Origin of the sequence: Noviherbaspirillum sp. (assembly GCF_036846085.1) — a bacterium.
Classification (GTDB): domain Bacteria; phylum Pseudomonadota; class Gammaproteobacteria; order Burkholderiales; family Burkholderiaceae_D; genus Noviherbaspirillum.
Genome location: NZ_DAIUCO010000128.1, coordinates 1 through 14,131 on the forward strand (window position 1 = coordinate 1; position 14,131 = coordinate 14,131).

Here is a 14,131-nt window from a genome sequence, read left to right on the forward strand (position 1 = left end):
CAGTTCGACTGGGGCCGCACCTGCTTCGACAGGCAGCCGCAGCCGGTGCCGCCGATATTCCAGCCGGAGCTGGCGGCGGAAGCCATCCTGCTCGCGGCCGAGCGTCCGCGGCGCGAGTTGTGGGTCGGCTTCCCGGCGGTAAAAGCGATCCTGGGAACCCGGCTCGTGCCGGGACTGCTGGATCATCTTCTCGCGAAAATGGCGTATTCCGGCCAGCTCACCGACCAGCCGCTGCCGCCGGACAGGAAAGACAATCTTTACCATCCCGCGCCGGGCGACCGCGGCGCGCATGGCCGCTTCGACGCCAGCGCGAAACCGTCCAGCCTGCAGTTCCGGCTGACGGCGCATCGCAATGCGGTCATTGCGGCCGTCCTCCTCATGCTGTTTTTGCTACTGGCGGTCGCGATCGCGGACTGAACATTCAATTCCCGGCGAGGGCAAGCCAGGCCATGATCTGCGACACATGAGTGAGCCCTTGCGGAAAATTGCCGAGCATCTGTTTCGATGCGGTGTCGTACTCCTCCGAGAACAAGCCGAGCTCATTGCTGCAGGCAAGCGCCCGGTCGTAATAAATGCGTGCTTCCGCCATCCTGCCCTGATTGGCAAGGCAGGATACCAGCCAGAAGGTGCAGGGCAGGAACATGCCCTCCGGGCCTTTCAGGCCATCCGGTCCGCGGTACCGCAGCAGCAGGCCGTCACGGTCGAGGTCGCTGCAGATGGCATCGACGGTGCGCAGCATGCGCGGATCGTCGTACGCCACGAAGCCGACACGCGGCAGCATCAGCAGCGCGGCATCCAGTTCGCTGCTGTTGAAGGCCTGCAGGAACACGCCGCGTTCCTGGTCATATCCGCGGCTTTCGATGGCGGCGCGGATGTCCTCCCGGACCCGGGCCCACTCATCGACTGGCGCATCGATGCCGGTGGCCTGGGCGAGCTGTATGCCGCGATTGATCGCCGCCCAGCACATCGCCTTCGAATGCACATAGTGGACAGGATCGCCGCGCACTTCCCAGATGCCGTAGTCCGGCTCGCTCCAGCGGCGGCACACGGTACCGATGACGCTCACCAGGAAATCCAGGTAGTCGGGGTCGGTTTCATGGCCGTTGCGATGCCATTCCCACGCCATTTCCAGCAGCTCGCCGTAGATGTCGAGCTGGGTCTGCTTCGCCGCGCCGTTGCCGATGCGGACCGGGCGTGATTGCCGGTAGCCTTCCAGCCAATCCAGTTCGACTTCCATCAGCCTGCGGTTGCCGTCGACGCCGTACATGATCTGCAACTGGTCGGCGCTGCCGGCGGAGCAGCGCTGGATGAAGCGGTGGAATTTGTCCGCTTCGGTCGCATAGCCCAATTCCTGCAATGCCCGGATGGTGAAGACCGAATCGCGCACCCAGCTGAAGCGGTAGTCCCAGTTGCGCTCGCCGCCGATCCACTCGGGCAGGGATGTGGTCGAGGCGGCGACGATGGCGCCGGTCGGCTCATAGGTCAGTGCCTTCAGTACGATGGTGGAACGGACGGTATGCTCGTCGAGCGTGACGGACGAATGCATGCGCGAAGACCAGTTGGTCCACCAGCGGCGCGTGCTTTCCAGGTGGCGGTCAAGGTCGCCCGGATTGATGGCCTGCGCGGTGACTTCGGACGTGATTTTCTCCGGGAACTCGAACTGCACGGCAAGCCGCACGCGTTCGCCGGCGCGGATGCGGAAGGTGCCGCGCAGGTCGCAATGCGACACGACGTCGAGCGGGCTGTCGGAATGAATGATCAGTCCCTGGTTGCTGCCGATCGCGGTGAACATGCCGGACGGATGGCGCTTCATGCGCGGGATGATCTCGCCATAGTCGAAGCGCGGCACGACGTCGATGCGCATCTCGACATCGCCGGAGATGCCGTCGATCAGGCGGACGAGATCCAGCGGCGGATTCTCCGGTCCCTCATCGTTCATGGCAAAGAAATCGGTAAGCCGGACGTCGCCTTCGGAAGTGGAGAACACGGTTTCCAGGATCATCGATCCGTCCACATACCGCCGGGTCGATGTCACGTCCGTCGCGGTGGGCGCGACGAGGCAATGGCCGCCCTTGTCCCAGTCGAGCAGTCTGCCGAAACAGGCGTCATCGTCGACGCACGGCATGCAGCACCAGTCGACCGAACCGTAGCGCGATACCAGTGCGCTGCAATGGCAGTCGCTGAGCAGGGCATAGTCGCCGATCGGCGGATATCTCATAGCCGGCATGCGAAACGACATTCACGTTGGCTAAAAATTTCAATTGGGAAACACAGGCGAGGCCTGATGAATGGGCGATGCGCGCTTCCTAGCGTCATGCTCTTCTCCTTTCAACCATGTTGTCCATGCACAATGCGTTGCCGTTTCATGCATGCATCCATCGATTGTATGCAGCGCCAAATGCCTGCGCCGTCCATTGCGGCCGGTTCTTGCTGATGCGTATCAAGAACCTCCCACGTTCGTGAAAGTCCGACAATAAAATAGTTGCCGGAAATGACACGAACATCACATCATTGTCCTTTCGGGCAAATCCACTTAATGACATGCAATTGAACGGCGATGACACTCACCGACTTTGCACCCCTCGTGGTCTCCTTCTTCCATATCGTGGCCGCGCTCGCGGTGACGGTCGATGCCGTGTTCCGCAAGCGGCATGTGCAGTCGGTGATCGGCTGGACCGGCCTTGCCTGGATGGTGCCGCTGGGCGGCGCCATCCTTTACCTGTGTTTCGGCATCAACCGCATTCATCGTGCCGCTATCGCCATCGGCCTGGAAAAAAGCTGGGGCAGGGGCGGCCTGCGGGATATCCAGCCGGTGCCGGCCGATGTCGAGATCGCGGCCTGCCATGCCACGTTCGCCGGACTGATCCGGCTGTCGGCGCAGATCACCCGCAACCCGCTGGTGAAGGGCAACCGCATCGAGCCCCTGGTCGACGGCGATGAAGCCTATCCGGCGATGCTGGCGGCGATCGACGGCGCGCAGCGTTCGGTCACGCTCCTGAGCTACATCTTCGACAACGACGATGCCGGCCGGATGTTCCTGCAGGCGCTGCAAAGGGCGACACAGCGCGGCGTGCCGGTGCGCGTCCTGATCGATGGCGTCGGCGCCCGCTATACGCGGCCGGACATGGTGCGCGAGTTGCGCAGGGCCGGTGTCCAGGCGGAGGCCTTTCTGCCGACCCGGGTGCCGAGGCTGTTCCGGTACGCGAACCTGCGCAATCACCGGAAAATTCTTGTCGTCGACGGACAGGCCGGCTTCACCGGCGGCATGAACATCCGCGTCGGCCATCTGCTTGGCCTGCGGCCCGCCTATCCGTTGAACTGCCTGCATTTCAGGATCGAAGGGCCGGTCGTCGCCGACATGCAGCGCGCGTTCGCCATCGACTGGGCGTTTGCCACCGGGGAGCAGCTGAATGGCGAAGCCTGGTTTCCGCCGCTGGCCGAACGCGGGATGATCGCCGCCCGCGGTATTCCCGACGGCCCGGACGCCGACCTCGACAACATGCTGCAGATCCTGCTCGGCGCCCTCTCGGTGGCGCAGCACCGCGTGCGCATCGTCACTCCTTACTTCGTGCCGGACGATGTGCTGCTCAGCGCATTGAAAGTGACGGCCCTGCGCGGCGTCGTGGTCGACATCGTCCTGCCGCTGCGCAGCAACATCCCCGTCGTGGACTGGGCCACCCGGCCCTTGCTGGCCGACCTGATCGACAAGGGCTGCCGGGTCTATTTCAGCGGCCCGCTGTTCGACCACAGCAAGGTGTTCCTGGTCGACGGGGTATGGTCCCTGATCGGCTCCACCAACTGGGACGCGCGCAGCCTGCGGCTCAACTTCGAATACAACCTGGAATGCTACGACCGGACCCTCGCGGCGAAACTGGATGCGCTCATTGATGCAAGGCTCGCGTTGGCGCAGCGGATTTCGGCCGAAGAACTGCGCAGCCGGCCATTTTTCGTGCGCCTGCGGGACGGACTGGCACGCCTGCTTTCGCCGTACTTGTAATGCGGCCCGGCCTACCGGTGCAGATCGAACGCTCGGGCAGGCCCTGCGCGAAATCCTTCGCCTTCCGTGCGCATTCCGGATACTTCGGCATCGTGAACAGCGAGGAGTCCTTCCAGAACCTGATCCGCTTCCTGTTCGGCGATGTGCGGGTGGACATGTGGATCGACGTGGACGAGATCCGGCTGCCCGAGCCGGTGCAGAAGGAGGTCAGTGCGGGACATGCCGTCGACGCGCTGTATCAATTCGACATGCTTGCCTCACCGCGCGGCAAGCTGTGGTACCTGACGCGGCGGACCGCCGAGGAAGACTCCGTTGCCTGCATGACGCACCGGCAATGGACCGAAGAGCGGGAAAAATACCGTTCGCAGCATATGTCGACCGTCTTCCTCGCCAACCGTGCAAGGGTCAATACCCGCCGCAAATCGCTCGCGTACAGCATGACGCTGGGCGTGCGCGTGCCGGATTACGAGATCGACCGCAAGCTGTGGATCAACGAGCACTACGAAGGAAGCTATCTCTTCAGAGGCACCATCATTTTCGAAATGACGCCACCCGCGAATGGCGACTCGAACTGGAAGCTGCATGCGCAATGGACCGGCACTGCCGCTCCGGTCGACGACAAGGACATCGACGTCCGGACCTTGAGCGGCAGGGCGATCGAGATAACAATCCCGTTCGAGAATCCCGGCAAGCCGGGCATCAGGGGACGGCTGAGATTGGTGGCCAGCCTGTGGAACGAGGACGCCGGCCTCGACGGATAGCGCGCGAAGCCGCGCATTATTGTTTATCAGCCTGAACTTGGCGGCGTCAACCGGATTCTCCCCCGGAACATGCGGCAGGACTGCATGGAGACTCTGTGCCTGGCGCCAGGAGCATGCACTTCGATCGGCCAATGATCTGCCTTCAGGCCAGGCAATTCTGAAGTCGTTGCCTATATCGGGAGAGATTGCACAGCTCCCGGCGCCTTGACGACGGCATGCAGCGAAGCGCTCGTCTCAGCCTCGAGCGATTCTACCCAAAATCCCGCCGCACTCAATTGCCTCAATACTTTAACGTAGTCCTCGGCGCTTTCCACGCCAATGACCCGGTACACGTCTCCCGAGTCATTCTCGATGCCAAACCACATGGTCGAATTCTCGTTGTCTTCCATTTCCTTGGTGAGGCCAAGCAGCCTCGACAAGGCATCATCCGATGCGGGCCGCTTGTTGCTCTGAATTACAATTGTTTTCATCTTCATCTCCAATAATGAGCATGGAATTCGTTACGTCAGTGTGCGCCATGTCGACGAAGAAGTCCGCTAGTCCGACGGATTAAATCGTTGGCCCGCTCCCTGCAGCAACGTCGGAACAGAACCCGCCAATAAGTAGTGTCCATGAAATCGATAACAGTCAGCGGCGGTCTTGCATCCATGCAAGGCATAGGATTGTTTCAGTAAATACCGCTTGCTATATCTTCGTATGGGGCGCATTGTAATTTTGTCCGATGCATCTTACTGCCCGTCTCCGCATCGGCAATTCACAACCTGTTCCAGACGGTCGGCTCATTTGAGAGGACGGCCATGGTAACGCCTGCCACGGAGTACCGGGGTCACATGCTGCGTGCATACTCCGAGAAGATTTTTCCTACACATCACGATCCCTATGCCAGCGGCCGGAAGAAATTTTCATCCGTCGTGCTTATCGATACCATTCCGTCAGACGGTGCCCGCTCCCGCCGCTTTGCAACACCGATCTCCGACGCCTGGCCGGAACGAAGCAGCGACGCAATAGACCTTGCAATACGGTACGGAAAGAGGATTGTCGATGGCGAGGTACAGGCAACGCAGTTGTAGCCGCACGCCGGGTGGTTCGGGCTCTTCTTGCTTCATGCCTGCATGTCATCTGCCATGCTGCAATGCCATGGCCGACATCCCGCTATCAGAACGCCGATGAAGAAGCCGTCGTTGAAGATGGCGTGGAAGATGACAGCAGGAAGAAGCGGCGGTGATATCCGCGACGCGGAGCTGGAAAAAGTCCGAGATTTCCGATTGCTGCAACTCAATTCTTCTCGGCATGTACACCTATAAAAGGAGCGCTGCCATGCGCGATTCTCAAACTGCTGTGGATGTGAAACGAGGCCACCTGCTCGACGCGATCAGAAGGCGCGTGAAAGACGGTTGGGTTCTGCTGAATCCCGAATGTTCCGATGTGGTCGGCACGACCGGCATCAAGAGGGGTGATGAGCAAATCAGGCTGGATATCATCGACGAACTGCGTTTGGAGCCTTCAATCGATGCTGACTCGATCGACGTGGACGTCGAAAACGGAATTGTTTCCTTGACGGGTTGCGTTGACAGCAATGGCGGAGAATGGCTGATCGAATCAGCCGCACGACGAATCGCGGGTGTTGGGAGCGTAGCGGTACACCTGAAAATCGTCCTGCCTGAGCCGGGTATCTGCACCGACGATGACATACGGCGAGATTGCGAGCACGCGCTGGCGACGACGGTGATGGGGGAAAACCACGCCATCAAAGTGAGGGTCAATTCCGGCTGGGTGACGCTGTCGGGTAATGTGGCCTGCGGTTACGAGCGGTGGACCGCGGAAGAGATTGTGAGCTCCTTGATCGGGGTGAACGGAGTCAACGGCCAGATTACGGTCAATTCATGGATGACGAAGAAGGCATCGTCTCCAATCGAAAGAGCGGATTAGGTCTGTAAAACATCCTATTGTGAATTCCGGATCGGTGGAGTGCCGCTGGTGCAAGTTTTTCCCATTTCCCGCCTTGGCAGGAATTGTTATTACTGTGTCGCATGCACATTCTGTTGCTGTGCGCGATGAAGCAGGGAGTCGGATGGCGATAGCGATATACAATGATGCGGCGCACAAAAAAGATGGAACGTTATCGTCGCGGACCTGCTCTTACCTTTAGTAGTAATCATTCTGCAATTATTCAATTCAGGATAACGAAGCCCAAGGAAAACAATGTTTAATTTCACCCAGCAGTCCATGTCCCCTGCAATAAAAGCGCAAGTTGATGCCCAATTCTCTTTTTTCACGGATATGGCGAAGAATATGTTTGAAAGCGTCCAGAAAGTGAACGAACTGAACATCCAGGTCGCCGCTACCGTAATGGACGAATCGCTGGTCAGCGCGCGTCAATTGCTGAGTGCATCGGACCGGAACGAAGCGTTGTCGATTGTGGCTGGCCAGTCGCAGCCTGCAGCAGAAAAAGTCAGGGCCTATCAGCAGCACCTTCAGAACATCTTTGCCGAAGCCCGAGTCGGCATGACAAAGACGGTAGAAGCGCACGTGCCCGAGTCCACGCGTACGGCAGAAGCCGTCGTGAGAGAGCTTGCCCAGCGCGCATCGGAAGAAACGTCAAAAGCATCCCAGCGGCAGAAGGAAAACTTTGAAAAGCTGACGGCCTCATTCAAGCAGAATAGTGACCGCGGCGTACAAGGGAACATCGTTAAAGCAACGCATTAAACGAAGTTTGCTGTAAAGTCAGGCAGGGCCGCAGCGGTTGCATGCTGCGGCTTTTTTATTTCCTTTTTAAAGACGCTGATTGTTTCCGGTAAATGAGCATGTTGGCCGCAGCGACAGAGACGGCCAGTACTTCTTGCTTCTCGACCTGTCCGCATCGACTCGCTCCGCCGGTTCCCCATGGAGCGGGCTGTGCGCCATAGCCTGGTGACGGCAACATGGATTTCCCGGATCGCCTGCAGTACTTCAAGGACATCAAGGATCAATATGATTACTCTGAACGCAATTTCTTCATCGCCCATGTTGTTGGCGCTAGAGCCCTATCATGCACTGTGCAATTACATTGCCGGCCACATGCAACCGACCGATTTTTCTGAAAACGGTGACGGACATCCTGTGCTTGTCATACCCGGGCTCGGTTCGAGTGGCGCTGCCACGGCGGACCTTCGCATGCGACTGCAGCAATTGGGTTATGCCACCTATGATTGGAAACAGGGCGTCAACACCGGCCATGGTTTCGACCTTGATCGTTGGTTGCTGTTGCTGACCGAACAAGTCGAAGCAATCTCCGATCAACACACCGCATCGGTGTCGGTGATCGGATGGAGCTTGGGCGGGATATATGCACGCGAACTTGCAATGCGTTGTCCTCACCTGATTCGTCAGGTCATTACGCTGGCAACGCCATTCAACGCCGCAGATCTTTCGCAATACCAGGACGGACACCACCGTGTAAGCTCCACATCAATCTATTCACAGACCGACGGTATCGTAAAGTGGGAAATGTGCAAGGCACCGGAGTCTGGCGCGCACCGCAACATCGAAGTGCAAGGCGTCAGTCATTTTGGCATGGTCCATCATCCGGTCATATTGAACGTCCTTGCACAATTGCTCAAACAGCCGGCGACCACATCCGACTACGACGTGCAGGGTTGAAATTACCGGGGTATGTCTACGGCGGTCCGATGGCGATGTGCGTGGCAATGTTGTGATGTACCGAGAACGAGAAGGCCGCTGCGCATGCCTGTGGCTTATCTCCATCCCGGCCAGGTGGCTGTAGAAAACCGGCCGGTTTGCATACCGCCCATTGCTGCAGTTCGCACCGCCCCTGGTTCACAATCGCCGTTGCAATTCCTTCATGCCTGCGTACGGTTGTCTTCCGCTGTTCGTGGAAGCCTGACCGTGAATACGGTGCCCATGCCTTCACTCGATTCCGCACTGATCGACCCATTGTGCGCCACCGTAATTTCACGCGCGATGAACAGCCCTAATCCCAGGCTCGTTCTTGGCCGGCCATCCGTGTTTTCCTCGGCCGCAAGCTGCACCAGCGGGTCGAAGATTGCCTGAAGCGATTCCGCGGGGATGACTGGTCCGTGATTTTGCACCTGAATGGCAATTTCATCCCGTTTGCCCTCTGCAAAAATCATGACCGGATGCTCTTTCCCGCGATATTGCGCAGCGTTGCCCAACAAGTTGGTCAACACTTGCTGAAGCCGCACGGAATCGAAAAAGCCGACCAGGTCCCCCGACATTTCAAATTGGAACGAACATTCCGGGTGTGCGGCGCTGACATCATGGAGTGCCGCCCTGCATACGTCTTGCAGATCCACCCGGCGACGTACGATCGGCATGCTTTCACCAAGCTGTGTCCGGGAGTATTCAAGCAGGTCATGGACCATCGAAGTCATGGCGGCGGCGCTTGTCGTGATGAGAGCGCCGATTTTCCGCGTTTTTTCGATATTGGTCTCCGGCTTCGTGAGCAAGTCGCCGGCCATCGTCATGGCGGCGAGCGGCGTCCGCAAATCATGTCCCAGAATGGCCAGGAATGTATCGCGCGTCCGGGCGTTCCGGTCCGCGTAGGTTACCGCGGACTCTGCCAGCGATTGGTCGATTGCCTCATTGAAGCGAAGCATGTCGGTCGATGTCGCCTCGGTAAAGTGTGAGATATGCGCCAGCCACAAGCGCAGTACTGTCGCGCGAAGCGCCCGGAATTCAGCAAGAAGCTGGGGCAGAGAGAACCCGCTGTTTTCCCGAAGTGTGCCGTGTGTCGCTGCCGCAGTGGCGTCATCTGAAGCATCAAGGTCAAGGCCCTTGGATTTTTGGTACTGCTGCCTCGGGGTTTGCTCGGTCTCGATATCCAGCGCAATGGTTTCAAGCATCTGCTTTGCGTGGTCGCGAAGCGCAAGGTCCGACATGCCCGTTGCGGCAGGCAGTTGAGTCTTGGCGAACGATTCCCATTCCGCGAGAATTTTCTCCATGTTGGCAGTAATAAATCGAGATATTCGCATGGGACCCCCGGGAAAAGTTGATGAATAAGTGTTCTACATGCCTTGCTCAAACATGGCAATCCAGATTCGGTATCACAGTTTTTCTCCATGGCTTGTCGGCATCTGGCAAATATCAAATGAACCGAGGATCCCATTGTCCGGATGATGGCGTGGAAGCTGCACCCGGAATCTGCTGCCTTTCCCCTTGCCGTCACTGAAAACCGTAATCGTTCCGCGGTGCAGTTCGACGATGCTTTTGACAAGCGTGAGACCAAGACCCAGCCCGCCCGTTCTTGCGTCGGTCGAGACTTCCGCCTGTACATATAGATCGAACAGGCGCGGCATGAGATCCGGATCGATCCCGACGCCATTGTCCGAAACCTGCACCACGATGCAATCTTGGTCCGTCGCGAGGTCGATGGCAATGCGTCCGCCATCGGGCGTGTACCTGGCGGCGTTGGTCAGCAGGTTGCTCACGACCTGGACAAGGCGTGTCATGTCGCCGGATACATGGCAGGCGTCATCCGGCAACGACGGTAGAAGGGAGTGTGCTTTGGACTTGACCAGCGGGCTGCTCTGTTCCAGCGACGCCAGCACCACGGCGCGCATATCCACCGGATCGTTCCGGATTGCGACCAGCCCGCGGGTGACGCGCGATACATCGAGCAGGTCTTCGACCAGCCTGCTCATATGGCCCACCTGGCGGGCGATGATCTTTCCCAGTTCGATCACGCGTGCTTCGGGCACGGGGACGTTTTCCAGTACGTCGGCCGTTATCGCGACGGCGGCAAGCGGATTGCGCAGTTCGTGCGCGAGAATCGCCAGAAACTCATCCTTGCGCACATCGGCACGCTGCAATGCTTCGGCCTTCACGGCAAGCTCGGCGTTCAACTCGACCATCTTCCCATTCGTGGTCTTCAATTCCTGCGTCAGCTGCAGCAGTTCGTCCTGGTGTGCCTTCAGCGCCTCGAAGCCCTCAAGCAGATCCTTGTTCTGCTGCTGAATCTCGGACAACGCCACATTCAACTGCAAGGTGCCGATTTGCGCCCCGATATCGCCGATCATGGCTGGCGTCAGGAATGGGGCGCCGGGCGGAAACAGCTTTTTCAGGACAATCGTCGTGCCTTCATTCGGCACGGTCGTGATATCGCATTCGTCCATCATCCTGCGGGCACCGAGGATGCCCAGCCCCATGCCAGATTCGGACTGGTACTCGCCGGCCAGGATCTGGTGAAGGTTAGCGATGCCGGGTCCCTGGTCCTCGATCCGGATCATCAAGCTCTGTGTGGCGAGTTCCTGGGAAATGGAGAAGTCGATGCGTCCCGAATCCGCATAGTTATAGATATTCCGCGCGAGCTCGGAGACCACGGTTGAAATCCGCACCTGGTCGTGGTTCGTAAAGCCGCATAGCGCGGTAATCTGCCGCGAACGCTGGCGCGCCGCGAGCACGTCAATCTCGGTTTTGACCGAGACGGTGAGAATCCGGCGGATCACGGGTTTGGTCTTCGGAACGGTGCTTTCATCATGGGACGCTCTTTCTGTCATCGGGCTGGTATTTCACCGCTCGTCTGAGCGCTAAAACCGCCACGTCATCGCGGGATCGTGCAAAGTCACGATAAAGAACGGCGGCGACGAGCGCGGGGTGCCTTGCTGAAAGGCCCGGATAGTTGGCCAGATTCCAGCGTGTGCCGAGCCCGTCCGAATGCATGACGAGCATCGATTCCTGCAGCCAGGGAAAAGCGAACTCCTGCACCTTTCGCAGGTTGCTGCCGACAATCCCGTTATGCGAAACCATATTCCTGCCTGCGTCGCCGTCCAGTATGCGGGCCTCGACATTACCGACACCCGCGAAATGCAATTGTCCCGACAGGGTGCTGATGCAGGCAACCGCGACCGCCGCGCCCCGGGTGCCGTTCAGTGCAGCATGTGCATCGTGGAGAACCTTTGCCGGCGAGGACTGGCCGGACTGGAGGATGACGTTGACGGCGCCGCGTGATGCCCGCGCGGCGTCCGGGCCATGTCCAAGTCCGTCAGCGACCATGACCGACAGGGAACCGGGCCCATGGTGGACGACCTCCCAGTCATCCCCGCATTCGTCTTCGCTTGCCAATGGCAGGCATATGACGCCAACCTCCCATTCGTCCCGCTCATTCCGTTCGTTCAAAGATTGGCGCCCGTTGCCGGCCGCATCTTTCCATAGCTGCATCCATACGATAGTACCGCGGCCGGGGCCGGTATAGATATCAAAGTCATCGGACAGCCGGCGGATCGCGCCCAGTCCGACGCCATATGTGCCTGCAGTTGATGTGCCGTCACGCATGCTTGATGCCAGATTGGTGATGCCGGGGCCGGAATCCAGGGCGATCACTTCAATGCCGTCGCGTGATTGCTGCGAGATCACTCTGAGAATGATTTGGCCGCGGGTGGCATGTTTGACAATGTTGGTTGCGCTTTCGGTAATGAGCAGCGCCAGCCTGCCGGCGATTGTCTCGTCAAAGCCGAGCCGGCGCGCCAGACTCACCCCTGCCCGCCGTGCAGCGGAAACCTCGCCCAACTCACCTATCGGAAATACGGCCTGTCGGCTTGGGATGTTCAGAAGGCTTTCCACTTGACGATGCGAACCATGGTTCCCTTGCCGGGAGCGGTTTCAAGCTCGAATTCGTCCGCGAGCCGTTTTGCGCCGCTCAGGCCGAGCCCCATGCCGCCGCCTGTGGTATAGCCGTCGGTCAATGCCAGCCGGACATCGGCAATGCCAGGGCCTTCATCTTGAAAACTCATGCTGACCCCGCGACGGGTGCCGTCGGACAGTTTCGCCAGCCGGGCTTCGCCGCCGCCGCCATAACGCAATGTATTGCGGGCAAGTTCGCTGGCGGCGGTGATCATCTTTGTTTGATCGAGGACGCCGAAACCGGTCGCAACGAGGTAGTCCCGGGCAGCTTTACGAAGCCGCACCACGTCTTCATCGGTCCGTAGCGGCATCGTGACGGCGTCGTTGTCGGTGTGATGGGGCGTGAAATGCGCCGGTGCCGGCCTCATGGGTTCTTTAACATGAGCACGCCCTGCTCGACGTTGAGTGCCGTCTTGACGCCGGTCAGGGTCATGCCAAGTTCGACCAGCGTGATCGCAACGGCGGGCTGCATGCCCACGAGCACGGTGCGCGCATCAAGCACGCGCGCCATCGCCGCCGTATTGCTGATCATGCGGCCGATGAAGGAGTCGACGATGTCCAGTGCCGAAATGTCGATCAGTACGCCCCGGGCGCGATCTTTCACGATGCGCTCGGTCAGATCGTCCTGCAAGGTCATGGCTAGCTGGTCGTGCATGTCGACCTGTATGGTCACGAGCAGCAGACTGCCCAGCTTCAGGATGGGAATGCGTTCCATGCAAGCTCACTTTCCGTGATGGGCGTAGCTGATCGATGAGCCGGTACGTTGAAGGGCGACAACGAACGCATCGGCGAGCGTTGCCTTGGTGGTGACGTCTTCAAGATTGACGCCCAGGTGCACGATGGTTTGCGCGATCTGCGGGCGGATGCCGCTGATGATGCAATCGGCCCCCATAAGGCGCGCCGCGGCGACTGTTTTGAGCAAATGCTGCGCGACCAGCGTGTCGACAGTCGGTACGCCGGTAATATCGATGATGGCGATCGAAGCGCCGGTATCGACGATCTTCTGCAACAAGCTTTCCATCACCACCTGCGTGCGGGCGCTGTCGAGCGTACCGATCAACGGCAGTGCCAGGACATCCCGCCACAACTGGACCACCGGGGTCGACAGTTCAAGCAATTCCTGCTGCTGGCGCTGGATGACCTGCTCGCGGGACTTCTGGTAAACCTCGATGGTGTAGAGGCCAAGCTTATCGAACAGCGCGCTGGTAGCCATCGTTTGCTCCGCCAGCGCCTGGCCGTCGGAACCCAGGGCGGTACGCAAGTGCGCGAAAAGAGGTTTCTTGAGCGAAAAGACGAAATTGGCGGTTTCGATGGAACCGAATCCCTGGCGTACGCGCGCCTGCGAGATTTCGGCCAGCAATTGAAGCGTTTCGCTCCAGTTCGGCGCGTCGATATCCTGCGCCTGTCCATTCTTGGTCGTCTTCGCCAAAAGCGGAAGAAAACGCGCGGCTTGCTCGCGGATCGCGCCTTCGGCGACTTTGTCGCGCCGCACCATCAGCGACAGCATTCCTGCAATCCAGCCCTCCAGCAATGAATCATGATGCTCGGTGAGAATGTGTGCCAGCTGGCCGTTGATGTCGTTATTCATATAATCGCTCTTAAAATCCATGCGGTCCTGCAGGCCAGGAGGCAGGTAAAACAAATGAAGGGGGAAAGGATGGCCTGCCAGGGGAACCGCTGACTGGATTCCGGGGATAGGGGCGTGGGGTGCAGTGCATTGTAACAGGGTGGGGGC

General features: G+C 59.2%; 14 protein-coding genes and 1 pseudogene. 7 read left to right on the forward strand and 8 right to left on the reverse strand.

From position 1 onward, the window contains the following. A pseudogene (locus V7080_RS15240) lies at positions 1 to 417 on the forward strand (SDR family oxidoreductase); the annotation flags it as partial. 4 nt (positions 418 to 421) lie between these two features. On the opposite strand, the gene V7080_RS15245 reads toward V7080_RS15240, so the two are convergent. Continuing rightward, positions 422 to 2,218 (reverse strand): glycoside hydrolase family 15 protein, encoded by a 1,797-nt coding sequence (locus tag V7080_RS15245; protein ID WP_334189247.1) that lies wholly within the window; start codon positions 2,216 to 2,218, stop codon positions 422 to 424. A gap of 339 nt (positions 2,219 to 2,557) precedes the next feature. Between V7080_RS15245 and cls the strand changes: the two genes are divergently transcribed. Together cls and V7080_RS15255 are read left to right on the forward strand one after the other, a co-directional pair. After that, positions 2,558 to 3,997 carry a cardiolipin synthase gene (gene cls, locus V7080_RS15250; protein ID WP_334189248.1) on the forward strand — a complete coding sequence of 480 codons (1,440 nt, stop codon included), beginning with the start codon at positions 2,558 to 2,560 and terminating at the stop codon, positions 3,995 to 3,997. Next, entirely contained in the window at positions 3,997 to 4,758 is a 762-nt protein-coding gene (locus V7080_RS15255; protein ID WP_334189249.1) for a hypothetical protein, read from the forward strand. The genes cls and V7080_RS15255 overlap by 1 nt, the downstream gene beginning before the upstream one ends. Positions 4,759 to 4,928: 170 nt before the next feature. Here V7080_RS15255 and V7080_RS15260 read toward each other — a convergent pair whose 3' ends face one another. Beyond that, a complete protein-coding gene (locus tag V7080_RS15260; RefSeq protein ID WP_334189250.1) occupies positions 4,929 to 5,228 on the reverse strand; it encodes a hypothetical protein in 300 nt (99 codons plus the stop codon). Between the two features lie 327 nt (positions 5,229 to 5,555). Here V7080_RS15260 and V7080_RS15265 point away from each other — a divergent pair, with 327 nt between their 5' ends. The 4 genes from V7080_RS15265 (at position 5,556) to V7080_RS15280 (ending at position 8,397) form a co-directional block, all read left to right on the forward strand. Beyond that, on the forward strand, positions 5,556 to 5,828 hold the full coding sequence (locus V7080_RS15265; protein WP_334189251.1) for a hypothetical protein: 273 nt from the start codon (positions 5,556 to 5,558) through the stop codon (positions 5,826 to 5,828). Positions 5,829 to 6,075: 247 nt separating this feature from the next. After that, on the forward strand, positions 6,076 to 6,687 hold the full coding sequence (locus tag V7080_RS15270) for a BON domain-containing protein (protein ID WP_334189252.1): 612 nt from the start codon (positions 6,076 to 6,078) through the stop codon (positions 6,685 to 6,687). A gap of 273 nt (positions 6,688 to 6,960) precedes the next feature. Beyond that, positions 6,961 to 7,464, forward strand: a complete 504-nt coding sequence (locus V7080_RS15275; protein WP_334189253.1) for a phasin family protein — start codon at positions 6,961 to 6,963, stop codon at positions 7,462 to 7,464. A gap of 264 nt (positions 7,465 to 7,728) precedes the next feature. After that, the gene (locus V7080_RS15280) at positions 7,729 to 8,397 is read left to right on the forward strand and encodes an esterase/lipase family protein (RefSeq protein ID WP_334189254.1); all 669 of its coding nucleotides are present in this window, start codon (positions 7,729 to 7,731) and stop codon (positions 8,395 to 8,397) included. Between the two features lie 200 nt (positions 8,398 to 8,597). Here the strand turns inward: V7080_RS15280 and V7080_RS15285 are convergent, their stop codons facing one another. The 6 genes from V7080_RS15285 to V7080_RS15310 all read right to left on the reverse strand — a co-directional run bounded on the left by V7080_RS15285 (position 8,598) and on the right by V7080_RS15310 (position 13,984). Next, positions 8,598 to 9,749, reverse strand: coding sequence for a sensor histidine kinase (locus V7080_RS15285; protein WP_334189255.1), 1,152 nt, complete (start codon positions 9,747 to 9,749; stop codon positions 8,598 to 8,600). Positions 9,750 to 9,821: 72 nt separating this feature from the next. Next, a complete protein-coding gene (locus V7080_RS15290) occupies positions 9,822 to 11,273 on the reverse strand; it encodes an ATP-binding protein (protein WP_334189256.1) in 1,452 nt (483 codons plus the stop codon). Then, complete coding sequence (locus V7080_RS15295; RefSeq protein WP_334189257.1) at positions 11,251 to 12,336, reverse strand: ATP-binding SpoIIE family protein phosphatase; 1,086 nt, start codon at positions 12,334 to 12,336, stop codon at positions 11,251 to 11,253. Before V7080_RS15295 ends, V7080_RS15290 begins: the two co-directional genes overlap by 23 nt. After that, positions 12,321 to 12,764: an ATP-binding protein gene (locus V7080_RS15300; protein WP_334189258.1), complete on the reverse strand. Its 444-nt coding sequence runs from the start codon at positions 12,762 to 12,764 to the stop codon at positions 12,321 to 12,323. The genes V7080_RS15295 and V7080_RS15300 overlap by 16 nt, the downstream gene beginning before the upstream one ends. Next, positions 12,761 to 13,111: an STAS domain-containing protein gene (locus V7080_RS15305; RefSeq protein WP_334189259.1), complete on the reverse strand. Its 351-nt coding sequence runs from the start codon at positions 13,109 to 13,111 to the stop codon at positions 12,761 to 12,763. The genes V7080_RS15300 and V7080_RS15305 overlap by 4 nt, the downstream gene beginning before the upstream one ends. 6 nt (positions 13,112 to 13,117) lie before the next feature. After that, on the reverse strand, positions 13,118 to 13,984 hold the full coding sequence (locus V7080_RS15310) for an STAS domain-containing protein (protein ID WP_334189260.1): 867 nt from the start codon (positions 13,982 to 13,984) through the stop codon (positions 13,118 to 13,120). Positions 13,985 to 14,131 lie beyond the last annotated feature (147 nt).

Coding starts and splice junctions, on each gene's coding strand:
- V7080_RS15245 (WP_334189247.1), bottom strand. CDS start 2,218: ATGAGATATCCGCCGATCGGCGACTATGCCCTGCTCAGCGACTGCCAT.
- cls (WP_334189248.1), top strand. CDS start 2,558: ATGACACTCACCGACTTTGCACCCCTCGTGGTCTCCTTCTTCCATATC.
- V7080_RS15255 (WP_334189249.1), top strand. CDS start 3,997: ATGCGGCCCGGCCTACCGGTGCAGATCGAACGCTCGGGCAGGCCCTGC.
- V7080_RS15260 (WP_334189250.1), bottom strand. CDS start 5,228: ATGAAAACAATTGTAATTCAGAGCAACAAGCGGCCCGCATCGGATGAT.
- V7080_RS15265 (WP_334189251.1), top strand. CDS start 5,556: ATGGTAACGCCTGCCACGGAGTACCGGGGTCACATGCTGCGTGCATAC.
- V7080_RS15270 (WP_334189252.1), top strand. CDS start 6,076: ATGCGCGATTCTCAAACTGCTGTGGATGTGAAACGAGGCCACCTGCTC.
- V7080_RS15275 (WP_334189253.1), top strand. CDS start 6,961: ATGTTTAATTTCACCCAGCAGTCCATGTCCCCTGCAATAAAAGCGCAA.
- V7080_RS15280 (WP_334189254.1), top strand. CDS start 7,729: ATGATTACTCTGAACGCAATTTCTTCATCGCCCATGTTGTTGGCGCTA.
- V7080_RS15285 (WP_334189255.1), bottom strand. CDS start 9,749: ATGCGAATATCTCGATTTATTACTGCCAACATGGAGAAAATTCTCGCG.
- V7080_RS15290 (WP_334189256.1), bottom strand. CDS start 11,273: ATGACAGAAAGAGCGTCCCATGATGAAAGCACCGTTCCGAAGACCAAA.
- V7080_RS15300 (WP_334189258.1), bottom strand. CDS start 12,764: ATGAGGCCGGCACCGGCGCATTTCACGCCCCATCACACCGACAACGAC.
- V7080_RS15305 (WP_334189259.1), bottom strand. CDS start 13,111: ATGGAACGCATTCCCATCCTGAAGCTGGGCAGTCTGCTGCTCGTGACC.
- V7080_RS15310 (WP_334189260.1), bottom strand. CDS start 13,984: ATGAATAACGACATCAACGGCCAGCTGGCACACATTCTCACCGAGCAT.